The organism is Marinobacter alkalisoli (assembly GCF_045449855.1).
In the GTDB taxonomy this organism is placed as follows: domain Bacteria; phylum Pseudomonadota; class Gammaproteobacteria; order Pseudomonadales; family Oleiphilaceae; genus Marinobacter.
Map to the genome: position 1 here is coordinate 1 of NZ_JBJJLC010000017.1, position 21,957 is coordinate 21,957.

The 21,957-nt window shown below is 58.5% G+C and carries 21 protein-coding genes and 2 tRNA genes; 9 read left to right on the plus strand and 14 right to left on the minus strand.

All coding sequences use genetic code 11. The features are described 5' to 3' along the window. Window positions 1–232: 232 nt before the first annotated feature. Both ACJO5Y_RS08680 and lipA read right to left on the minus strand, forming a co-directional pair. Window positions 233–2,719 (minus strand): efflux RND transporter permease subunit, encoded by a 2,487-nt coding sequence (locus ACJO5Y_RS08680; RefSeq protein WP_406986231.1) that lies wholly within the window; start codon window positions 2,717–2,719, stop codon window positions 233–235. A 145-nt stretch (window positions 2,720–2,864) separates the two neighbouring features. Further along, complete coding sequence (gene lipA, locus ACJO5Y_RS08685; RefSeq protein ID WP_406986232.1) at window positions 2,865–3,905, minus strand: lipoyl synthase; 1,041 nt, start codon at window positions 3,903–3,905, stop codon at window positions 2,865–2,867. 265 nt (window positions 3,906–4,170) lie between these two features. Between lipA and ACJO5Y_RS08690 the strand changes: the two genes are divergently transcribed. Next, window positions 4,171–4,686: a hypothetical protein gene (locus ACJO5Y_RS08690; RefSeq protein ID WP_406986235.1), complete on the plus strand. Its 516-nt coding sequence runs from the start codon at window positions 4,171–4,173 to the stop codon at window positions 4,684–4,686. Window positions 4,687–4,752: 66 nt separating this feature from the next. On the opposite strand, the gene ACJO5Y_RS08695 is transcribed toward ACJO5Y_RS08690, so the two are convergent. From ACJO5Y_RS08695 to ACJO5Y_RS08745, 11 genes are all read right to left on the minus strand, one after another. Beyond that, the gene (locus ACJO5Y_RS08695; RefSeq protein ID WP_406986238.1) at window positions 4,753–5,085 is read right to left on the minus strand and encodes a DMT family transporter; all 333 of its coding nucleotides are present in this window, start codon (window positions 5,083–5,085) and stop codon (window positions 4,753–4,755) included. After that, entirely contained in the window at window positions 5,082–5,537 is a 456-nt protein-coding gene (locus ACJO5Y_RS08700) for a PACE efflux transporter (protein ID WP_406986240.1), read from the minus strand. Before ACJO5Y_RS08700 ends, ACJO5Y_RS08695 begins: the two co-directional genes overlap by 4 nt. A gap of 149 nt (window positions 5,538–5,686) precedes the next feature. Next, window positions 5,687–5,763, minus strand: a tRNA-Met gene (locus ACJO5Y_RS08705). 92 nt (window positions 5,764–5,855) lie between these two features. After that, a complete protein-coding gene (gene ychF / locus ACJO5Y_RS08710) occupies window positions 5,856–6,947 on the minus strand; it encodes a redox-regulated ATPase YchF (RefSeq protein ID WP_406986243.1) in 1,092 nt (363 codons plus the stop codon). Window positions 6,948–7,129: 182 nt separating this feature from the next. Continuing rightward, window positions 7,130–7,720: an aminoacyl-tRNA hydrolase gene (gene pth, locus ACJO5Y_RS08715; RefSeq protein WP_406986245.1), complete on the minus strand. Its 591-nt coding sequence runs from the start codon at window positions 7,718–7,720 to the stop codon at window positions 7,130–7,132. Window positions 7,721–7,750: 30 nt separating this feature from the next. Beyond that, window positions 7,751–8,395, minus strand: a complete 645-nt coding sequence (locus ACJO5Y_RS08720) for a 50S ribosomal protein L25/general stress protein Ctc (protein WP_406986390.1) — start codon at window positions 8,393–8,395, stop codon at window positions 7,751–7,753. A 181-nt stretch (window positions 8,396–8,576) separates the two neighbouring features. After that, on the minus strand, window positions 8,577–9,527 hold the full coding sequence (locus tag ACJO5Y_RS08725) for a ribose-phosphate diphosphokinase (protein ID WP_406986248.1): 951 nt from the start codon (window positions 9,525–9,527) through the stop codon (window positions 8,577–8,579). Between the two features lie 52 nt (window positions 9,528–9,579). Beyond that, a tRNA-Gln gene (locus ACJO5Y_RS08730) sits at window positions 9,580–9,654 on the minus strand. Between the two features lie 19 nt (window positions 9,655–9,673). Further along, window positions 9,674–10,537, minus strand: a complete 864-nt coding sequence (gene ispE, locus ACJO5Y_RS08735; protein WP_406986249.1) for a 4-(cytidine 5'-diphospho)-2-C-methyl-D-erythritol kinase — start codon at window positions 10,535–10,537, stop codon at window positions 9,674–9,676. After that, window positions 10,534–11,175, minus strand: coding sequence for a lipoprotein insertase outer membrane protein LolB (lolB, locus tag ACJO5Y_RS08740; RefSeq protein ID WP_406986393.1), 642 nt, complete (start codon window positions 11,173–11,175; stop codon window positions 10,534–10,536). The genes ispE and lolB overlap by 4 nt, the downstream gene beginning before the upstream one ends. A gap of 2 nt (window positions 11,176–11,177) precedes the next feature. Next, window positions 11,178–12,932, minus strand: a complete 1,755-nt coding sequence (locus ACJO5Y_RS08745; protein ID WP_406986252.1) for a tetratricopeptide repeat protein — start codon at window positions 12,930–12,932, stop codon at window positions 11,178–11,180. Between the two features lie 218 nt (window positions 12,933–13,150). Here ACJO5Y_RS08745 and hemA point away from each other — a divergent pair, with 218 nt between their 5' ends. Genes hemA through ACJO5Y_RS08765 form a run of 4 tightly spaced genes read left to right on the plus strand, consistent with a single transcriptional unit; the run spans window position 13,151 to window position 17,141 of the window. Next, entirely contained in the window at window positions 13,151–14,437 is a 1,287-nt protein-coding gene (gene hemA, locus ACJO5Y_RS08750) for a glutamyl-tRNA reductase (protein ID WP_406986254.1), read from the plus strand. Continuing rightward, on the plus strand, window positions 14,434–15,519 hold the full coding sequence (prfA, locus tag ACJO5Y_RS08755) for a peptide chain release factor 1 (RefSeq protein ID WP_406986257.1): 1,086 nt from the start codon (window positions 14,434–14,436) through the stop codon (window positions 15,517–15,519). Before hemA ends, prfA begins: the two co-directional genes overlap by 4 nt. Then, complete coding sequence (prmC, locus tag ACJO5Y_RS08760) at window positions 15,512–16,354, plus strand: peptide chain release factor N(5)-glutamine methyltransferase (RefSeq protein ID WP_406986260.1); 843 nt, start codon at window positions 15,512–15,514, stop codon at window positions 16,352–16,354. Before prfA ends, prmC begins: the two co-directional genes overlap by 8 nt. 37 nt (window positions 16,355–16,391) lie before the next feature. Beyond that, window positions 16,392–17,141, plus strand: a complete 750-nt coding sequence (locus ACJO5Y_RS08765; RefSeq protein ID WP_406986262.1) for a molybdopterin-synthase adenylyltransferase MoeB — start codon at window positions 16,392–16,394, stop codon at window positions 17,139–17,141. A gap of 146 nt (window positions 17,142–17,287) precedes the next feature. Here the strand turns inward: ACJO5Y_RS08765 and phrB are convergent, their stop codons facing one another. Next, window positions 17,288–18,688: a deoxyribodipyrimidine photo-lyase gene (gene phrB, locus ACJO5Y_RS08770; RefSeq protein ID WP_406986265.1), complete on the minus strand. Its 1,401-nt coding sequence runs from the start codon at window positions 18,686–18,688 to the stop codon at window positions 17,288–17,290. A 150-nt stretch (window positions 18,689–18,838) separates the two neighbouring features. On the opposite strand from phrB, the gene ACJO5Y_RS08775 reads away from it, so the two are divergent. Genes ACJO5Y_RS08775 through rimK form a run of 4 tightly spaced genes read left to right on the plus strand, consistent with a single transcriptional unit; the run spans window position 18,839 to window position 21,956 of the window. Further along, the gene (locus tag ACJO5Y_RS08775) at window positions 18,839–19,657 is read left to right on the plus strand and encodes a DUF432 domain-containing protein (protein ID WP_406986268.1); all 819 of its coding nucleotides are present in this window, start codon (window positions 18,839–18,841) and stop codon (window positions 19,655–19,657) included. 31 nt (window positions 19,658–19,688) lie between these two features. After that, on the plus strand, window positions 19,689–20,576 hold the full coding sequence (locus tag ACJO5Y_RS08780; RefSeq protein ID WP_406986271.1) for a mechanosensitive ion channel family protein: 888 nt from the start codon (window positions 19,689–19,691) through the stop codon (window positions 20,574–20,576). Beyond that, window positions 20,557–21,054: an ATP-dependent zinc protease family protein gene (locus ACJO5Y_RS08785; protein WP_406986273.1), complete on the plus strand. Its 498-nt coding sequence runs from the start codon at window positions 20,557–20,559 to the stop codon at window positions 21,052–21,054. The genes ACJO5Y_RS08780 and ACJO5Y_RS08785 overlap by 20 nt, the downstream gene beginning before the upstream one ends. Continuing rightward, window positions 21,051–21,956, plus strand: a complete 906-nt coding sequence (gene rimK / locus ACJO5Y_RS08790) for a 30S ribosomal protein S6--L-glutamate ligase (RefSeq protein WP_406986275.1) — start codon at window positions 21,051–21,053, stop codon at window positions 21,954–21,956. Before ACJO5Y_RS08785 ends, rimK begins: the two co-directional genes overlap by 4 nt. Window position 21,957 lies beyond the last annotated feature (1 nt).

Consider the following 21,957-nt stretch of genomic DNA (forward strand, 5'->3'; position numbering starts at 1 on the left):
CACCCGCCATGCCTCGGATTTCGCAGTTATGTGAAGCGGGGAATCAGTTTATTGTGATCTACGACTAACTTTGCGATATCTGAGAAGTAGGAAGAGAGTCTGTGATGCCCCCTTCCCAAAATTTCGAAGGCCAAGGATGGCCTGAGAGAAGCGCACATGGATGTGCTTGTAGCGGTTTTGGGAAGGGGGCATCATAGACTCTCCCCTCCCAAGCTAGCAGGCTACAAAAAGACTATTCCCCCGTACCAAAGGGCTTAACCAACACAATCAGGCGCGGCAGCAAAGTCAGGGCGCCTGCCAGGGCCATGAACATGGCGAAGCCGGTGAACAGGCCGAAGTAGATGGTCGGGATGAAGTTCGACAACACCAGGATCGAGAAACCGATGATGATGGTCAGGGACGTGTAGAACATTGCCCGGCCGATGCTGCGGTGGCAGCGGTGCATGGTGGCGATGTAGTCGCCGTCTTTGGCGAATTCGGTCTTGAAGCGGTGGATGTAGTGAATAGTGTCATCCACGGCAATGCCGACCGTAATGGCCGCCACGGTGATCGTCATCATATCCAGCGGAATGCCCAACCAGCCCATCAAACCCAGTACCGAGCCGGCAGCGATCAGGTTCGGAGCCATGCCGATCAATGCCAGAAGAATCGATCGGAATAGGACCAGGAACATCAACATGATGGCCAGGAACACCACGCCCAGGGTCTTGATCTGGGATTCAAACAGACTCTGCAGCATGTTGTTGTACATCACCGTCATACCGGTGAACAGCACCTGGTCGTCGTCGAAGCCCAGCTCGCCGGTCAGGTGCTCGCGAATGGTGTCCAGCAGCTGGTCGCGTCGAAGATCGGGCTTGGTTTCCAGGATACGGACACTGAAACGGGCCTGGTCCTGTTCCTCGGAGATGTACGGGGTCAGCAGGATGTCCCGGAGATCTTCCGGTACCGCGGTCGGCACGAACGCTAACTGAAGGGCATCCAGCGGCTCCCCCCCGTTGACCTGTGCCAGCAGGTCCAGCGTCGTGCTGATGGACAGCACCTTGCCGGTATCCGACAGGCTTTCCAGGTAATTGTGGACGCCCCGCAGGCGCTCCATCTTCTGGTAGGTGAACCAGGTGTCCCGGTACTCCTCGGCCTCGCCGCAGTCCTCCACAAACGGATCACAATCGCTGGCAAAGGGATCCCCGGAACCGGCATCTACCGGAGGAGGATCGTCGGTGATCACCACATCCAGCGGCGTGGTGCCCCCCAGGCGATTGTCTATGGTGATCATGCCCTGATGGATTTCCGTAGTGGACTTGAAGTAGTCGATGAAGCTGTTCTCAACTGTGAGCCTGCTCATTCCAAGCACACACAGCACCGCGATCACGACAGAGCCGCCGAGCACGACCTTACCGTGGTGTTCGGTGAAGCGGGCAAAGGCGTCGGTGAACGGGATCCGGTCGGAAGTGACATAGCGGTCAATGGGCGGCGGCAGCAGCGCCAGCAACGCCGGAAAGACCAGGAACGTAATCAGGAAGGCGACGGACAGGCCAATGGTCATCATCCAGCCAAAATCAATCACCGGACGGATGCCGCTGAAAGTCAGTGAGCCGAAGGCCACGATGGTGGTGATGGCCATGTAGAAGCAGGGTTTGATCATGGCCAGCAGGGTGCGCCGCAACGTATCCCGGGGGGCTGCCTCCGGCTCATCGTGCTGGAATTCCCGGTAGCGGACGATCAGGTGAATCGTCAGGGACAGGGTCATGATCAGCAGTAGCGACACAAAGTTGGAGGAAATCACCGTTACCGGCCACTGCGCCCAGGACAGGTAACCGATCACCAGCCATACGGTGAAACTGCAGCACAGCAGGGGCACCAGCACCCAGCGCCACTGGCGGAAGATGATGGCCAGGGTCAATAGCAGGAAGATCAACACGCCCACGCCAAACGTGGACAGGTCGTTCTTGATGAACTGGATCATGTCCGCAACGATCATGGGCACGCCGCCCAGGTAGATTTCGGCGTCGCCCCGATAACCATCCAGAATGGTGCGGACCTGATGGATGGTCTGGTCCCGTTCCTTGCCGAGCTGTTCAGTGAAACGAATGAATTCGGCGCTGACCTGCTCCAGCTTGTCCTTGTCTGCCGCGGTGGCGTCGGTGCTGTCGGCTTTCTCACGCAGCTGCTCACGCTCGCGCAGCAGTTCGAAATAACGTTCCGGCGTGGGCAGATTGACCTGGATGGCCGTGGTCCCGGCATCCTCGCTGATCAGCAGGTTGGGGTAGAGCGGATTTTCCAGCAGGGCATCCCGGGCGGTTTCCGGCGCCACGTCGTTCTCGTCCATGGACCGGATTTCCGAATCCACCGTGTCGAGGGTCAGGTCCGGGCTGTGGAGCAGTGGCACGTTGAGGATGCTGTTGGTGGAGCTGACGCTGTCCAGCCCCTCCAGGTCGTCCCTCAGTTGGCGAAGGGTGCCGAGGGTTTCTTCAGTGAACAGCTCGCCATCCGGAGTAAAGGTGACAATCAGAAAATCGTCAGAGGTGGTGAAGCGCCGGTTGATCTCGCGATACTGTTCCAGCGACCGGTCGTTCTCCAGCACCAGAGATTCCGCCGAGGCATCAAGCCGGAACTGGTCCAGATTGACGCTGGCGAGTACGAGAATGCTGGCGAACACAATCAGGACAACAACCGGGTGAGGGAGAATCAGCCGGTCATAGAGGGAACGGATCAGGGTCATCGGCACATAGTCCACACTGTTATAAAACGAGTGCAGAGTTTGCCACAAACTGTCAGTTAACTGTGACCCTGTTTGAGGCCTCTTCCCGGGAGTCGATCAAGTTTTTCAGGCGTTGGTCATGTCCATTGGCGGATTTTCCAATGGCTCAGTCGAGGACCTTGACCGGAATCTGCTGAACGTCGCTGGCGGGCACCTCGGGTACGGTCAGGCCCAGGTTGTTCTTGTCGAACACCCGGTCCGCGCGGTAACTGGAGCGCACCATGGGGCCGGAAGGTACTTCCATAAAGCCCTTTTCCAGGCCGATGTCGCGGTAATGGTTGAACTCTTCCGGTGTGACGTAGCGCTCCACCGGCAGGTGGTTCGGGGTGGGGCGCAGGTATTGGCCCAGGGTGAGGATATCCACGCCGACGGCGCGCAGGTCGTCCATGGTTTCCAGGATCTCTTCCTCGGTTTCACCCAGACCAAGCATCAGGCTGGTCTTGGTGAGGACGTTCGGGCGGTATTGCTTGGCATGGGCCAGTACGCTCAGGGTCTTTTCATAACCGGCACGGGGGTCACGCACGCGGCTGGTGAGGCGCTTGACGGTTTCCACGTTCTGGGCAAACACATCCAGGCCGGAGTCCACTACCTTTTCCACATCCGACATCACCGCATCAAAATCCGGAGTCAGCGCCTCGACGGCCACTTCCGGCGTGCGCTGCTTGATGGCGGAAACGCAGGCCGCGTAATGGGCCGCGCCGCCGTCGTCCAGGTCGTCCCGATCCACGGAGGTGAGCACGATATAACGCAACCCCATCAGTTCCACCGACTTGGCGGTGTTCTCCGGCTCTTCATGGTCCAGCCAGCCCTTGGGGTTACCGGTATCCACCGCGCAGAACCGGCAGGCGCGGGTACACACGGATCCCATCACCATGATGGTGGCGGTGCCATTGGTCCAGCATTCGCCAATATTGGGGCAATGGGATTCCTGGCAGACGGTGCTGAGGCGGTGTTCGCTGACATTCTTGCGAACGGCTTCATAGCGCTCTCCGCCGGGCATGCGGGCCCTCAGCCATTTGGGTTTGCGCTCAACGACCGGCGTATCCTTGTGTCCGGATTGCTTGATTCCGTCCTTGATGGCAGAAAAACCATGCTCATTGCGGAATTTGGATCCACTGGTGATACGGGGCTTTGCGCTGTCGCTCATTGCAACCGGACTCTCGTTAAAACTTGGGGTAGCCTTAAAGGGTAATCTGCGGGCAGGGTAGATACAAGGCGGGTACGGACAATCACGGGGGTAACCGGGCCCGACATTCGTCGAACCCGGGTGTGGATGCCACGCCGAATGGAACCGAGCCAGAGCTTCTGGCGTGAAATGAGTACCGCCAGTATTCTATAGGTCATTATGATTAAGGCGTTGTAGGAAGTGCCGGGGATCACGCCGGTGTTCACTCATTGAAGAGAGAGTCTCCATGACTACGAAAACGATTCGTTCCATTGTGATTGCGACAAGCATTGTCCTTGCAGGAAGCCTGTCGACGATACCAGCTTGGGCCCAGTCTGAAGCTGCGGGCAATGCCCAGCGAGCTGCGGAAATGTCCGAGAGAGGCAAAGGCAAGGCCCGCGAAGCTCAAGAGAAGGCGAAAGAAGCCCGTAACAAGGGCAATGAAAAGGCAGCAGAAATGCGCGATCGCGCCAATGAAGATGCCGAGGACGCACGGGATCGCGCGGAAGACGAGGCTGAACAGGCGCGTGAGCGTGCTGAAGACGAAGCCGAGCGTAATCGTGAGCGTGCGGAAGACAAAGCTGAACGTGCCCGCGAGCGCGCCGAAGAGGCTGAGGAAAGGGGCGAGGATGCCCGGGAGCAGGGAGAGGCTTCCAAGCGCGATAACGAAAACCGCAAGGCCGACCCAGCATCAAAAGGCAGTGAAAAAGGACAAGAGAAGAAGAAAGAGAATGCCAAAGCCTGGTGGAATGTCTGGGGCTGAGACAGGTTAGGTCCAGAACGCGGAAAGGCCGGAATAATGTTCAACCCGGCCTTTTCCAGCGGGGCGCTAGTGCCCCGCTGTTCTGGAAAACAGGTTGATAACCGCCACACCCGCAATGATCAATGTCATACCTGCGATCGCCGGCAGGTCGAGTTTCTGCCCATAGATCACCCACGAAACCAGCGCAATCAATACAATGCCCAGCCCGGCCCAGATGGCATACGCCACGCCGATAGGGATGACCTTCAAGGTCAGGGACAGAAAGTAGAACGCCAGCACGTAACCTACCACGACGACGATTGAAGGCATGAGCCTGGAGAAGCCATCGCTCGATTTCAGGGCTGACGTGGCGACAACTTCTGCAACAATCGCCACGCCCAGGAATAACCAGTTCTTCATAGCGTTCTGTACTCGTCTTTAGAGTGGCTTTTACCACTTGCATCGTTGTCTGGGAAGATTGTGTCATAACACCAGGTGAACACGAATGCATACAACAGGTAGAAGGCGATAAACGCCACATCGACGACCAGCGCTTCGATGAGCCCGATGTTCATCCACCATACAGTGAATGGAAGGAAGAACACCAATAGCCCCATCTCGAAACTGATTGCGTGTAATAGACGGATCTTCAGTGATTTTCGGGTCGAGCCGGTGATCTTCTTCAGCCCATGGTCAAACATCAGGTTGAACACATAGTTCCAGACGGTTGCCATGGTTGCTCCAGCGATGCCGAGCACACTGGTTTTGTCTGGATCAAAGCCGAAAACGAATATTGCCAGCGGAACGGAAAGTAAAATTCCGAATGCTTCAAAGGATACTGCCTGGCGGATTCTGTCTGTGGTGGTTCTCATACCCTGGATCCACTAATGCGGGTCGTCCCGCGTTAAATTCCCAGGATGGGTGAGGTCGTCCTCAGGAGTGGAATGTCCCTGTACTGCGCGTCGGTCAGAGACAAATGACAAAAAAGGGCCGCGACGTTAATCGCGACCCTCTCGAATACTGGTAGCAAGGGGCGGAGTCGAACCGCCGACCCCAGCATTATGAGTGCTGTGCTCTAACCAACTGAGCTACCTTGCCATTTCGCTTTGGGCTTCGCCCCAAACGAGGCGCGTATTTTCAGTATTTGGGCCCTTCCTGTCAAGGCTTGAGGCCCGTTTTTTCCTGAAAAGTTAAACGTTGAAGCGGAAGTGGATAACGTCGCCATCCTGGACGATGTAGTCCTTGCCTTCCAGGCGCCATTTGCCGGCATCCTTGGCGCCGGCTTCGCCGTTGTACTGGACGAAGTCGTCGTAGCTGACCACTTCGGCACGGATAAAGCCGCGCTCGAAATCGGTGTGGATGACTCCGGCCCCCTGAGGGGCTGTGGCACCGATTCTGACGGTCCAGGCGCGGACTTCCTTCACGCCGGCGGTAAAGTAGGTCTGCAGGCCCAGGAGGCTGTAGCCGGCGCGAATCACCCGGTCCAGGCCGGGTTCTTCCATGCCCATCTCGTCGAGGAACATGGCTTTCTCGTCGTCTTCCAGTTCGGAGATCTCGGCTTCCATCTTGTTGCAGATGGGCACCACCACGGCGTTCTCGGATTCGGCAATTTCCCTGACGGTGTCCAGATGCGGGTTGTTCTCGAAGCCGTCTTCGTTAACGTTGGCGATGTACATAGTGGGCTTGACGGTCAGCAGGCACAGTTCCCGGATCAGGGCCATCTGGTCCTTGTCCAGGTTCATGCTGCGCACCGGCTTGCCCTCGTTCAGCACGGGCAGCAGTTTCTCGAACATCTCCAGTTGGGCCTTGGCTTCCTTGTCACCGCTCTTGGCCACGCGCTGAACGCGTTTGATGGCTTTTTCCACGGTTTCCAGGTCGGCCAGGGCCAGCTCGGTGTTGATAATGTCGATGTCGGAAGCAGGGTCGATCTTGTTGGCCACGTGAATGACGTTGCCGTCTTCAAAGCAGCGAACAACGTGGGCGATGGCGTCAGTCTGGCGGATGTTGGCCAGGAACTGGTTGCCCAGGCCTTCGCCCTTGGATGCACCGGCAACCAGGCCTGCGATGTCCACAAACTCCATGGTTGTGGGGACCACCCGCTCTGGCTTTACGATATCGGCCAGCTTGGTGAGGCGAGGGTCGGGCATGGCCACCACGCCGGCGTTGGGTTCGATGGTGCAGAACGGGAAGTTTTCCGCGCCAATGCCTGATTTGGTCAGTGCGTTGAACAGGGTGGATTTGCCGACGTTGGGAAGGCCGACGATGCCGCAGTTAAATCCCATGGAATGCCTCTGCTGGTGCTGGAAAATTTGGGCGGATTATACCGGTGTATGGTGGCGTAAGCGAGTAAGGGGAAGTCTTCAGGGGTGTCGGATTACGCTTCGCTAATCCGACCTACGTGAGGGGCAGCTTATTGTAGAACTGTAGGTTGGATTAGCCGCAGGCGTAATCCAACAAGGCCGGCTCACGGATTCGGCTTGAAACTGTGGAGCCGGTTCATGGCGGCGGGGAGTTTGCCGCTGGCTGCGTCCGGAAGCACGCGCATGATTTCGTCGATCACCGCGTTCAGCTCTTCGGTTTCCTGTTTGCCGAGGCGGCCGAGTACGTAACCGGTAACCTTGCGGCTGTCGCCGGGGTGACCAATGCCAACCCGCAGTCTCAGGAAGTCATTGCTGCCCAGGTGGGTGATGGTGTCCCGCAGGCCGTTATGTCCGCCGTGTCCGCCGCCTTTCTTGAGCTTGGCGGTGCCGGGGGGGATGTCGAGCTCGTCGTGGGCGACCAGGATCTGGTGGGGCTGAATCTTGAAGAAATCCGCCAGTGCCTTGATGGACAGGCCGCTGCGGTTCATAAAGGTGGTGGGGGTCAACAGGTGCAGGTCGAGACCCTGCCACTGGATGCGGGCATAAAGCCCATGGTATTTGCGTTCGGGGCGGAGCGTCTGACCCGCAGCGCGGGCCAGAGCTTCGACGAACAGGGCGCCGGCGTTATGGCGGGTATTCTCGTAGTCAGCTCCGGGATTTCCCAGACCAACCACCATGAGGATATCCTGTGCCATCCGCCGTTGCCCTCGTCAGTACAGGAGTGATTACTCCTTGCTTTCGCCTTCTTCGCCTTCTTCACCTTCTTCCGCGTCATCAACCTTGGCGCCGCGCGGCTTGTGGATAGCCACAACAGACTGGTCGTGATCTTCACCCTGAAGCAGGGCGGCGATACGAACGCCTTTCGGCAGTTTCAGGTCGCTCAGGTGAACTACCTGGTCCATTTCGACAGTGGCCATATCCACTTCGATGAACTCGGGCAGGTTCTGCGGCAGACAGATCACTTCCACTTCGTTGATCTGGTGGTTGGCTACGCCGCCCTGAAGCTTGATGGCCGGTGCGCTCTCTTCGTTGAGGAAGTGCAGCGGAACGTTAACGTGGATCTCGTGGTCCTTGTCGACACGCAGGAAGTCGGCGTGGGTCAGCAGCGGCTTGTAAGGATGACGCTGCAGATCCTTCAGGATCACGCTTTCTTTCTTGCCATCGAGTTCGATGGTCAGTACGTGAGAGAAGAAGGCCTCGTTCTCCAGAGCTTTTTTCAGCTCGTTGTGCCAGATGGAGATCGGAGTGGCTTCCTTGTTGCCACCGTAGACGATGGCCGGGATTTTACGTTCCTCACGACGCAGGCGGCGGCTCGCACCTCTCCCCTGATCGCCACGAGGAAATGCTTCGATAACAAATTCCTGGGACATGATATGTACCTCAATCGTCATCTGAACTGCCCGCGACCAGGCGTTTGAACAGATGAAGTTTCTTGAATAGCCTCAGAAAACTTTCTTCGGCTGACTAAAAGAGTCGGGAGCCTTGCAGGGCTCCCGACTCAGATGCTTTTTCAGCGTGTTGTAACTTGCTGAGTTGCCTTGTATTTCCGGATCAGGCGTTCTCGAACATGGCGCTGATGGACTCTTCGTTGCTCACGCGACGAATGGACTCTGCGAGCAGGCCGGCCATGCTGAGGACGCGGATTCTATCACAATTCTTTGCTTTGTCACCCAACGGAATGGTGTCGCAGACCACAAGTTCGTCCAGTTCGGACGAATTGATGTTGTCGATGGCCGGGCCGGAAAGGACAGGGTGAGTGATGTAGGCCACAACCCGCGCGGCGCCGTGCTCCTTGAGTGCGTTGGCGGCTTTGCAGAGCGTGCCGGCGGTGTCGATGATATCGTCCACCAGGATGCAGGTCTTGTCTCTCACGTCACCGATGATGTGCATGACCTGGGATACGTTCGCCTTTGGGCGGCGTTTGTCGATGATGGCCAGGTCGGCGTCATCCAGTCGCTTGGCGACAGCCCGTGCGCGAACAACGCCGCCCACGTCCGGGGAGACGACCACGAAGTTTTCAAAGCGCTGCTTCTCAATGTCTTCGAGCATGACCGGGGTGGCGTAGATGTTGTCCACCGGAATGTCGAAGAAGCCCTGAATCTGGTCCGCGTGCAAATCCAGTGTCAGTACGCGATCCACGCCGATGCTGGAGATCATGTCTGCCACGACTTTGGCGCTGATGGCTACCCGCGTTGAGCGAACGCGACGATCCTGTCGGGCGTACCCGTAGTAGGGAATAACGGCGGTGATACGTGTTGCGGAGGCACGGCGAAGTGCGTCAGCCATCACGATCAGTTCCATCAGGTTATCGTTAGTGGGGTAGCAGGTGGGCTGGATGATGAAGACATCATGGCCCCGGACATTCTCATCGATCTCGACGGTGGTTTCACCATCGCTGAAGCGGCCGACAGTGGCCTGACCCATGGGAATGTGGAGTTTCTGGGCAATAGCTTTGGCAAGGTCTGGATTGGCGTTGCCAGCAAAAATCATCAGTTTGGACACGACGGCATCCTTCACGGTATCGGCGTTTGATTCAGAAGAAGCGGGAGAAAGGTGGCTGGGGTGGCAGGATTCGAACCTGCGCATGACGGGATCAAAACCCGTTGCCTTACCACTTGGCGACACCCCAGTATCGTGCTTTTTTGGCATCATTCTAGCTCTGTCAGCTTTGTGTGAAGCGGTGAAATATTCACCCCTTGAGCGACGAACCCCGTGATGCCGGAGGGTTTGCTTTCCCAGATAATCCGGGCTGCGGATTCTGTCGGGAAACGTCCAAAAATGCAAGCCCCGGTTCCGGTTAATCTTGCAGGTCCGAATTGTGAAAGCCATTCCAGGCTTTGGTTAACCTCCGGATACAGTTTACGAACTACATCCTCACAGTCGTTTCGGTACCTCGAGGCGTCTCCCTCAAAAGCGGGCGCTATTTTGATTCTAGGGGTGTTCCTTGTCAACCCTTGCTCGGAAAAAATCTTACCGGTGTTTATATCGCAGGCGGGTTTAAGAACTAAAAACCAGTCTTCGGGAGGATTGGCCGGGGTCAGTTGCTCGCCCACACCTTCGCCCCACGCGGCGTGACCACGAACAAACACCGGTACGTCGGCGCCCAGTTGCAGGCCCAGTTCCGCGAGCTGGTCGATCGTCAGCCCCAGTTGCCAATAGTGATTCAGTCCGAGCAGGACCGTCGCTGCATTGGAGCTGCCGCCACCAAGGCCACCGCCCATGGGCAGGCGCTTGTCGACGGACAGGGTGACGCCCGGCAGTTTCTGTTCCCGGGTGCTGGCCAGCAGGCGGGCGGCACGAAGGATCAGGTTGTCGGCGTCCGCGATGCCGGGTATCGAGGGCTCAAGAAGGATGTCATGGCTGCCATCCTCCGCTGGCCGGAAGGTGATGTCATCACCGTGGTCGAGAAACTGGAACAGTGTCTGTAGCTCGTGATAGCCGTCGGGCCGGCGCCCGACGATGTGCAGGCAGAGGTTGAGTTTGGCCGGGGAGGGCAGGGTGAACGGTTTCACCGGGCCGGGTCCGTGGATTCATTCCAGTGGGTAACGACCAGTCTCACTCGTTTGTCCTCTTTCACGGCGGTGATGCGTGCCGGCAGTTCCGGGTATCCGTCTATAAACGATTGCCAGCGGTCGTAGCGAATTTCCCAGCCCTGCTGGCGGATCATCGCCAGTTGGTTGTTCTCATCAAACAGCAGGCGGAAATCACCTTCCGGTCCCGGCAGGCCGCGAATCCACCACACCAGGCTATTCAGGGGTAACTGCCAGCCGGTGGCTGCTTCGATAAGGGCTTCGGGGTCACCAGAGCGATAGGTTTCACCATCAGGCAGGGTCAGCGAGATAAAACCGGGCACGCCCTGAAGGCTGGTCCTGCCCATGCCGAGGAAGGAGGAGGACAGCTCCAGGTCGTAGGCTTCCCGTTCCTGAATCCAGTGGTTGATAATGGCAGTGCCACTGTCGGACGGCTGTTTCACGGCGAGCTTGCCGCTCAATTCCCAGGAATGGAAATCTCTCAGTTGCTCGCTGCGTTCGCTCCAGTCAGCGGGGGGCTGGTCTGTCAGGCCTTCAGGAAGGGGTTCCAGCTGGATCGAGGTACAGGCGCCCAAAGTCAGGGCGCAGATGACTGCCAGCAGCAGTCTGGGGCTGAACAAATTCAAAGTGCCTGTTCTCCTGTCAACCGTTCAATGGTTTCAATGAGGATTGGGTGACCGGGGTCGGCATCAATGCCTTCCTTCCAGATGATGCGTGCCTGGTCCTCGGCGCCGGTGCTCCACAGTACTTCACCGTAGTGGGCGGACACTTCCGGGTCAGGGTAAGCGGCCCAGGCCTCTGACAGGTACGCCAGGGCTTCCTGTTCCTGGCCCTGCAGGTAGAGTACCCAGCCCATGCTGTCGAGAATCGCCGGGTTTTCCGGGTCAAGTGCCAGCGCCTGCTCTATATAGCCGCGCGCCTCGTCCAGCCGGTTGCTGCGGGTAGTGAGGATGTACCCCAGTGCGTTCAGAGCGACCGCATTCTGTGGATCTTCATCAATGATCCGTCGCAGGTCGCCTTCCGCCTGCTCTGGAGAGTCCATGCTGTCGAACAGCATGGCGCGGGCGTAACGGATCCGGATGTTGTCGGGGAAAGCGCCCAGTGCTTCGGTGGCGGCCTCCAGGGCGGCGTCTTCCTGTTCCTGGTCCAGCAGCAGGTTGACCTCAAGCAACCAGAAGTTCTCGGCCTGATCGGGATTGGCCTCCCGCAGTTCACGAATGTCGGTCAGGGCGGCATCCAGTTCACCTTGTCCGGCCTGGAGGGCGCTGGCCCTGGCCAGGGCAGGAAAGTAGTAGTTGCCTTCCTCCACGCTGCGGTAATAGCCGATGGCCTGGTCGGTTTTGTTTTCCTCGTCGGCGATCCGCCCGAGGTAATAGTGGGCTTCGCTGGTGTGGTGGCCCTGCTGGATCAATCGTGTCAGGTCCTGCTTGGCCAGGTCCGGCTGCCCGTTTTCCAGGGCCACGAGGGCGTGGGACAGGCGCAGGCTGGGGGTGTTGGGGAATCGTTGCATCAGTCGGCTGAATTCATCCTGGGCCGCCTGCATCTCTCCCTCGCCGATCAGCATTCGGCCATAAAGTGTGCCCATCTGGCGGTTCGCCGGGAAGCGACGGGTATTGACCAGCAGGTGGTCCAGCGCATTGCGGCGTTTGCCCACCTGGTACAGCAGGTCACCCTTGAGGATGATGGCTGGCTGGAACTCCGGTTCGTCTTCCAGTAGTGCTTCGATGCGTTCCAGCGCCTCTTTGGGTTTGCCGGTTACCTTGAGGAGCAGGGCGGTGCTGTAATTGAGTTCCGGTGTTTCCGGGTGGCGTTCGGCCATTTGTTTGTAGAGGTCCAGCAATTCCTGCTGTTGTTCCGGTGGCAGGTTGCCAGCCATGGCTGCAAGGCTGTCGAAATCCGCATCCCCGCCGAGATCCATGATTTTTTCCATATGGGTCAATGCGGTCTGCAGTTCGTTGTTCTTGACGGCCTGAATGGCGGATACCCGGTGCGCCTGGAGATTGTCCGGATCCACTTCCAGCCACAGACTGGCGAGCTGGCGCTGGGCATTGTCGCCGTTGAGAGACTGGGCGATACGCATTGCCCGCTCAATCACGCCTTTGTCACGGGATATTTGGGCGGCATTCAGGTAATTCACCAGGGTGACGTCATAGCGCCCACGCTGGGCTGCAATTTCGCCGGAGAGGAGCAGGTAAAGAACCTCCGGTTCAAAATCGGCGTAATGGATTTCCTGTTCCCTGGTGCTGTCCGGGGTGTTTCCTGCGGCAGTTTGTTCTCCGGTATCGCCCGACTCCTCCGGTGTTCCGGTCAGTGTGGCGCAGCCAGCGAGTGAAAGCCCTAAAAGGCAGGAAAGCAACAACGGTGCGGATCTATGCATGCAACATCCCGTATTCTGTATACAACGCATCTGCAACAGTCGCCCCGGAATGGGGGACCATGCAGCGCCGAGCTTCTATGATGGCACAAGCGTTTGATATTGCCCAACCTGTCAGCACTTCCCGAACTCTCTTGGGTTTTTGGGTGGCGACAGGGGCGACTGGTCGGTAAAATGCGGTATACAGTCCGCACTCTGGCATAAGGCTACGCAACCCCGAAATGGCTCTGGTTACGCTGGGAATCAATCATCGCACCGCACCGGTCGAACTGCGCGAGCGCGTCGCGTTCACGCCTGAGCGCATGGCGGAAGCATTTTCCGAATTGCGCGCCATGTGCGGTGCCAGCGAAGCGGCAATACTGTCGACCTGTAATCGCACTGAGCTCTATATCGCCGGTGATGATCAGTGCGCACCGGTGATTCTGCGCTGGCTGGCCGGCTTTCACGACCTGGAGGCCGCTGATTTGGAACAGGCGCTGTACCTGCACCGGGACGGTGATGCCGTGCGCCACATGATGCGGGTCGCTGCCGGCCTGGATTCCATGGTGCTGGGTGAACCGCAGATTCTCGGGCAGTTAAAGGATGCCTACGCGTTGTCCCGGGAACACGGCGCGAGCGGTACTTTTCTTTCCCGCCTGTTCGAGCATACGTTCTCGGTGGCCAAACGGGTGCGCACTCAGACCGCCATAGGCGAGAACCCGGTGTCGGTCGCCTATGCCGCGGTCAGCATGGCGCACCACATTTTTGCGGATATGTCCCGCAACAAGGCGCTGCTGATTGGCGCCGGCAAGACTATCGAACTGGTGGCCCGCCACCTGGCCGATGCCGGTGTGAAGGATTTTCTGGTGGCCAACCGTACACTGGAGCGCGCCCAGGCGTTGGCGGAATCCCGGGGCGGCAAGGGTATTCTGCTCTCTGACATCCCCGATCATATCCGGGATGTGGACATCGTTATTTCCTCCACGGCCAGTCCGTTGCCCATTCTGGGCAAGGGCGCTGTTGAACGGGCTTTGAAAAAACGCAAGCACCGGCCCTATTTCATGGTGGATATTGCGGTGCCCAGGGATATTGAACCGGAAGTGGCTTCGCTGGCCGATGTCTACCTTTATACCGTGGACGACCTGCGCCAGGTGATTGAAGAGAATATCCGCTCCCGCGAGGGTGCCGCCCGGGAAGCGGAAAACCTGGTGACTGACGGGGTTCAGGATTTTCTGAGCCAGTTGCGGGCGCTGGATGCGGTATCCACTCTCAAGGAGTTTCGGCAGCGAGCAGAAACCCTGCGGGATGCCGAAACCGAAAAGGCGTTGCGGGCCCTGCGTAACGGTGGTGATCCAGAAACCGTGTTGCGCAGTCTTGCCCGTGGCCTTACCAACAAATTCCTCCACGAACCATCCATTCAGGTTCGTAAGGCAACAACCGAAGGTCGCAGTGAAGTGACCGAGTGGCTGAGGGAGCTACATCAGCTGGATTCCCAGGACGACGACGCCACCACCCCGGAAAAACTATGAAATCATCGATCCAGAACCGCCTCGAGCAATTGTCAGATCGCTTCGAGGAAGTCAGTGCGTTATTGAGTGATGCCAGCGTTATTTCCAACCAGGAAAAGTTCCGGGACCTTTCCCGGGAGTTCGCAGAAATTGAGCCGATTGTTCACTGTTTCCAGGCCTGGAAAAAATCCCTGGCGGATATTGAAGAGGCCCGTGAACTGGCCCGTGATGGCGACGCCGACATGCGGGAGATGGCCGAGGAAGAGCTGGCGCTGGCCGAGCAGAAAACCGATGAGCTGGACGAAGAGCTGCAACGGCTGATGCTGCCGAAAGACCCTAATGACGGCAAGAACGTGTTCCTGGAGATTCGTGCCGGTACCGGTGGCGATGAGGCCGCCATTTTTGCCGGTGATCTGTTCAAAATGTACTTGCGGTACGCTGAGCGCCACCGCTGGCAGGTGGAAGTGATCAGTGAAAATGAGGGCGAGCACGGCGGCTATAAGGAAATGATTGCCCGGGTGGCGGGTACCGGGGTCTATGGCACGCTTAAATTCGAGTCCGGGGCGCACCGGGTACAGCGAGTGCCGGAAACCGAGTCACAGGGGCGTATTCATACGTCGGCCTGTACCGTGGCGGTGATGCCGGAAGCGGACGAAACGGAAGCGATCGAGATCAACAAGGCTGACCTGCGGGTGGACACCTTCCGTGCCTCCGGCGCCGGTGGTCAGCACGTCAACAAGACGGATTCGGCCATTCGCATTACCCACCTGCCCACAGGCTTGGTGGTGGAGTGCCAGGAAGAGCGCTCCCAGCACAAGAACCGCGCCAAGGCGATGAGCCTGTTGGCGTCGCGGCTGCAGAACGCGGAAACCGAGCGCCAGCAGAAATCCATGGCGGAAACCCGCAAGAGCCTGGTGGGCAGTGGCGATCGGTCCGAGCGTATCCGCACTTACAATTTCCCCCAGGGCCGGGTGACCGATCATCGCATCAACCTGACATTGTACAAGCTGGATGAAGTCATCTCCGGCGATCTCGACGCGGTGGTGGTTCCATTACAACAGGAACACCAGGCTGAACTGCTCGCATCGCTCTCCGATGAGTGAGTTGTCGCTTACCTGCGATTCCCTGCTGCGGAAAGCGACCATCGCGATTGCCGGAGAGTCCCCGCGGCTGGATGCCGAGTTGTTGCTCAGCTACGTGACTGGCCTGTCCCGCACCAGTTTTCGTGCCTGGCCGGAACGGCAGGTGACGGCCACCGAGGCGAGACGCTTCGAAGCGCTGGTCCAGCAGCGTGCCAGCGGACATCCGGTGGCCTATCTGCTTGGTGAACAGGAATTCTGGTCGCTTCCTTTAAAGGTGAATGCCTCTACGCTGATTCCCCGGCCGGATACGGAGTGTCTGGTGGAGGCGGCGTTGGGGCTGCCGCTTCCGGATAACGCGCAGGTGCTGGATCTGGGTACCGGAACCGGCGCCATTGCCCTGGCGCTGGCCAGTGAACGTAGCCATTGGCAGGTGCTGGCGTGTGATGCGGTGGCATCGGCGGTGGAGCTTGCGGCCGAAAATGCCCAGCGCCTGAATTTGCCGATTACCGTGGTGTTGAGCCATTGGTTTGACAATCTGCCGGCAGGACGTTTTGACCTGATTGTTTCCAATCCGCCGTACGTTGCCAGTGGTGATCATCATCTTGATGAGGGGGATGTGCGCTTTGAACCTTCGTCCGCGCTGGTCGCCGGCGACGATGGTCTGGACGATATCCGGGTCATTGTGGCAACCAGTCCCCAGCGGCTGAGCGCCAATGGCTGGCTAATGGTTGAGCACGGTTTCGATCAGGGCAACGCGGTTCGTGATCTGTTCCGGAAGGCGGGACTGGTTGCTGTGGAGACTCGTCGGGATTATGGCAATCGCGACCGGTTGACGCTGGGTCAATGGCCGGGCTGAATAGGCAGGACTATGGGTTTTCAAATGGGGGTGGGCAATGCTCGGCGATGAAGAACTGATGCGTTACAGCCGGCAGATTCTGATGCCAGCGTTCGATATTGCTGGACAGGAGAAGCTGAAGTCTGCCCGCGTGTTGGTGGTGGGTGCCGGTGGTCTGGGTTGCCCGGTGGCGCTTTATCTGGGCGCGGCCGGGGTGGGTCATCTGACCTTGGTTGATGATGATGCCATTGAGTTGGCCAACCTTCAGCGTCAGATTGCCTTCAGTCAGGATCAGTTGGGGGATGCCAAGGCGGAGAGCCTGGCGGATCGGGTGCGCCGGATCAATCCGCTGGTATCGGTGGAGGCCATTGGCCATCGACTGGAGAGTGATGAGCTGGTGCGCCAGGTGGGTGAGGCGAGCCTGGTGGTGGATTGCACGGATAACTTTAATACCCGGTTTGCCCTGAACCGGGCCTGTGTTGCGGCGAAGGTGCCGCTGGTTTCCGGCGCGGCCATTCGCGGTGAGGGGCAGGTGTCGGTTTATGATTCCCGTGATCCGGAGAGTCCCTGTTATCACTGTCTGTATCCGGAGCAGGGCAATGAGGATTTGTCCTGTTCTGAGGCCGGTGTTATCGGGCCTTTGGTGGGGATGATCGGGGCCAGTCAGGCGATGGAGGCGGTGAAGGTGATTTCCGGGGTTGGTCGGCCTTTGGTGGGGCGGTTGTTGATTCTGGATGCCTGGCGGATGGAGTGGCGGGAGATGAAGCTCGCCAGGGATCCCGGTTGCCCGGTTTGTTCTGGACAATAATCTTTAATTCTGGAGTAGGCCGTAGCCGTCAGCCAACCACTGCCCAAAACACGCCGTGAATACGTCCGTGTAGGCTCCGCTCCGCCATCCATGGCTCCGCAGGGTTTTGGGCAGTGGTTGGCTGACGGCTACTCTCAGCTCCGGAGTCAGTCTTTCAACGCCTGAAATTTTGCGATTGCCTCTTTTCTACTTTCCTTCAGATCCACAATCGGTCGTGGATAACCCTTCGGAATAACACCACCCCTACCGGGATCATGGATGCGTTTGTCGTCCAGCTTCCGCAATTCTGGAACCCATTCACGAATAAACTCCCCCTTCGGATCGAACCGTTCACTTTGGGTCGCCGGGTTGAACACCCTGAAATAGGGGGCGGCGTCGGTGCCGGTGGAGGCGCTCCATTGCCAGCCGCCGTTGTTGGAGGCCAGGAAGCCGTCGACCAACTTGGACATAAAATAAGCCTCGCCCAGGCGCCAGTCGATGAACAGGTTCTTGGTCAGGAACATGGCGGTGATCATGCGCAGGCGGTTGTGCATCCAGCCGGTCTGGTTGAGTTGGCGCATGGCGGCGTCGACGATGGGGATGCCGGTGTGGCCGGTTTTCCAGGCTTCAAGGTGATCGCCCGGGGTGTTCCAGGCGAGGTGTTCGGTTTCGGGTTTGAATGCCCGGTGCATGCTGACCCGTGGGTAGTGGTAGAGGATGTGGATGTAGAAGTCCCGCCAGGCGATTTCGTTAACCCAGGTGCTCAGGCCTTCCTGGTTGCTGCCTGCCCCTTGGGCCTGGCGGGCGGCGATCAGGCATTGGCGCCCGGACAGCACGCCGTTGGCGAGGTAGGGCGAGAGTTGGCTGGTGCCGTCGATGGCGGGGAAATCCCTTTGTTCCTTGTAGTTGCCTCCCCGTTCGCTGAGAAAAGCTTCGAGCTGGTCGTGGGCGGCGTTCTCGCCGGTTTTGACCAGGGCCGGAGGGGCGTCGGCGAAGCCGGCCGGGATGGCGTCGAGTTGTTGCGGTTTTACTGCATCGCCCTGTGGCGCGGGAACCGGGAAGACGGTCGGGTTGCTTTCTTCGATCCAGGTGCGCCAGCGGCGGGAGAAGGGGGTGAAAACGGAATAGGGTTCCTGCTGCTGGGTCAGGATGGTGCCGACCGGAGCTACGGTCTGGTCCCGGTATTTGTTCACCTTGATGTCGCAGGCTGTCAGTTGTTCCCTGGCCGTCTTGTCCCGCCGGCGTTCGTTGATGCCGTATTCTTCGTTGAAGTGCACGGTGGTGATGTTGTTTTCGCGGCAGTGACGGGTCAGCGATTCGATGCTGTCGCTGAACTGGTGTGCTTCGAGGAAGGTCAGGGAGATGCCCAGCTTCGCGAGTTCCCTGGCCAGGGCGTTGGCGTGGGCGATGACGAAATGGACCCGGGCAAGGGACCAGTCGTGTTCCTGCCATTGTTGCGGTGTCACGATAAAGCAGGCTTTAACCGGGCCTCCGGCCTTGCAGGCGGCGGTCAGTGCCGGGTTGTCGGCCAGGCGGAGGTCGTTGCGGAACCAGACAAGTTGGGTCATCAAACGTCCTGTCAGAGGGTGGCTGGTAAAGCGGGTAAGGGTAATTACCATCGCTCTGGATGAGTAAATATCATGATCAGGATATTCGCTGGAAGGCATTGATTGGATTATAGTTAAACCTGTTTTTTCGCCAGAATGTTCAGGATGCCAATGGCCGATAAAAAAGAAGAATCTGCGTCGCTGCGTGATGGTGGCTGGGCTCGCCCCTATACCCTGGAATCCGGGCAGACCCAGTTTCATGAACTCAGCCAGACGCGCCTCTGGGTCACCCGGCTTGATCTTGAGTGGCAGATTCGATCGGAAACCGTCAGGAAAGATGTCGACCCCATGCGCTGGACTGAACAGACCAGCCATGTATTGCCGGGCAGTGGTGTTCCGTTGCAACGGTTTGTACGGCCGAATGACAGTAATGAAGTGGTGTTTCTCCCTGCGCTGGCACGCCTCCCCACGGTGATCCGGCCCTTTCAGCCGTTAACGATCCCCGCCGGTGGCGAGTGTGTGATCTATGTGGGGACGGTGGTGTGGATGCAGATCTGCGTTGGACGACAGCGCACGCAGCTGACAGAGCTGGCGCTGGCGGAGCCTTCGCAGACTTGGGTTGGGAAAAATACCATGGAAGGGGAGCTGTGCTATTCGGCTCCCAGCTATGCCCGCCTGGTTCTTGAGGCGGTGCCCAAACGCCCCTGGCGAGCCATTACTCCGGTAAAAATCGTAAATCGCCGCGCCGAACCGCTGTTGCTGGAGCGTTTTAGCCTGCCGACGCCGTTGCTGTCGTTGCACCAGAACGAGCGGGGACAGCTCTGGACGCCGGGAGTGAAGGTTGTCTGTGAAACCGAAATGAATTCGGCCAGCCTGAACGTGGATCGGACGCTGTTCGCGGCGGCCGGTACCTGCAAACTGGTGTCACCAGCGCGTGAGAAAGGCGGCCGCGGGCGACTGATACGAACGTTCGACAGAATGTTCGGATAAGAATGCGAGAGTCAACAATGGAGCCAGTGGTTTGATCGAGGAAATGGAACGCAGTCTGGTGCAGGTGGCCAGTGGTTTGCCCTGGATGCAGTGGCTCAGCGCTGCGTTCCTGCTGATTCTGGGGATTGTCCTGGGGTCCCTGGCGGCACGGAGCGTTTCCCGCGTCATGCAGGCAAGAACATCGCGACACCATACGGTGATGTTCCGCCGTCTGGTGTTCTATATTGTGGTTGCCCTGTTTGCCATGGCAGCACTGCGGGAGGCGGGATTTTCGCTGGATGTGCTTCTCGGGGCTGCGGGTATCCTGACGGTGGCCATAGGCTTTGCTTCCCAGACCTCGGCCTCGAACATGATCAGCGGGCTTTTCCTGTTGGTGGAGCGCCCCTTTGAAATCGGTGATTTTATTGAAGTGGATGCCACCCTTGGGGAGGTCGTCGGCATTGATATGCTGAGTGTGAAACTGAGAACCACTGATAACCTGTATGTACGGATTCCCAATGAGACCCTGATCAAGACCCGGGTGGTGAACCGTTCCCGGTTTCCGATTCGCCGTCTCGACCTGACGGTGGGGATTGCCTACGCTGAAGATGTGGAGAAGGTCGAAGCACTGCTTCTGGAGCTGGCCGGGCGTAATCCGGCCTGCCTGGAGGAGCCGCGACCGTTTGTGCTGGTCACGTCATTCGGACCGTCCTCCGTTGACCTGCAGTTTTCGTTCTGGGTACCGAAAGAGCGGGTACTGGAAAGCCGCAGTAGCATGATGGTGGACATCAAGAAGACTCTGGACCGAAAAGGAATCGAGATTCCTTTTCCCCATACCAGTATTTATGCCGGAAGCCATTCCGCCCCCTTCCGGGTGGAACTGCTGCGACCGGAGAGAGCGACCCATAAGGAACTGCCGGATGCCGACGAAAACGGATAAACCCACAAAACCTGTCACGTACCCGACGCTTGAGGGCAGGATCAACCTTGGCTGGCGGGAGTGGGTGGCGTTGCCCGACCTGGATATTCCCCGTCTGAAGGTAAAGGTGGACACCGGGGCCCGCACGTCCTGTCTGCATACTTTCCGCGTTGAACCATACGATGGTGACGGTGAGCGGCGCGTGCGTTTCTGGGTGCACCCGGTCCAGAACAACCTTCACCACGTAGTGGAATGTGATGCGGCCGTACTGGATGAGCGCTCAGTATCGGATTCCGGTGGCCACCGGGAGCTGAGGCTGGTGATCGAGACCCGTCTGGTGATCGGTGATGCCGTATGGCCCATCGAAATGACATTGACCAACCGGGACTCCATGCGGTTCCGGATGTTGCTGGGGCGTACCGCCATGGCGAGGCGCTCCGTTATATATCCTGAAGCTTCCTATCTTGCCGGTGAACCGGCCCTAAGGACGATCAAATGAAGATAGCGATTCTGTCGCGTAACCGTCACCTGTACTCCACTCGTCGTCTGGTCGAGGAAGGCATCAATCGGGGGCATGAAGTGCGGGTTATCGACTGCCTTCACTGCTCCATGAACATCACATCGTCGAAACCCCAGATTCACTACCATGAAGAGGTGCTGGAGGATTTCGATGTGGCAATACCGCGGATTGGTGCCTCGGTCACCTTCTACGGCACGGCGGTCTTGCGGCAGTTCGAGATGATGGGGGTGTTTCCCGTCAACGAGTCTGTGGCTATTACCCGGTCCCGGGACAAGCTGCGCTCCTTGCAGTTGCTGGCCCGCAAGGGCGTGGGTATGCCGGTGACCGGGTTTGCCAACAAGCCGGACAACGTGCCCGAACTGCTGAAGATGGTGGGTGGCGCGCCGGTGGTGATCAAGCTGCTGCAGGGCACCCAGGGTATTGGCGTGGTGCTGGCGGAAACGCGCAAGGCCGCCGAAAGCGTGATTGAGGCCTTCATGGGCCTGAAGGCAGACATTCTGGTGCAGGAATTCATCAAGGAAGCCGGTGGTGCCGACATCCGCTGCTTTGTTATCGGTGATAAGGTCATTGCGGCGATGAAACGTCAGGGCGCGGACGGGGAGTTCCGTTCCAACCTGCATCGTGGCGGCACTGCCTCACTGATTCGCATCACGCCGGAAGAGCGCCGCACCGCGATCACGGCGGCCAAGGCCATGGGCTTGAATGTGGCAGGCGTGGACCTGTTGCGCTCCAGTCGTGGACCACTGGTGATGGAGGTCAATTCGTCACCGGGGCTGGAAGGCATCGAAAATGCCACTGGCAAGAACGTCGCGGGCATGATTGTTAACTGGATTGAGAAAAACCAGCAACCCTGGAAAACCCGCACCAAAGGGAGGGGGTGAG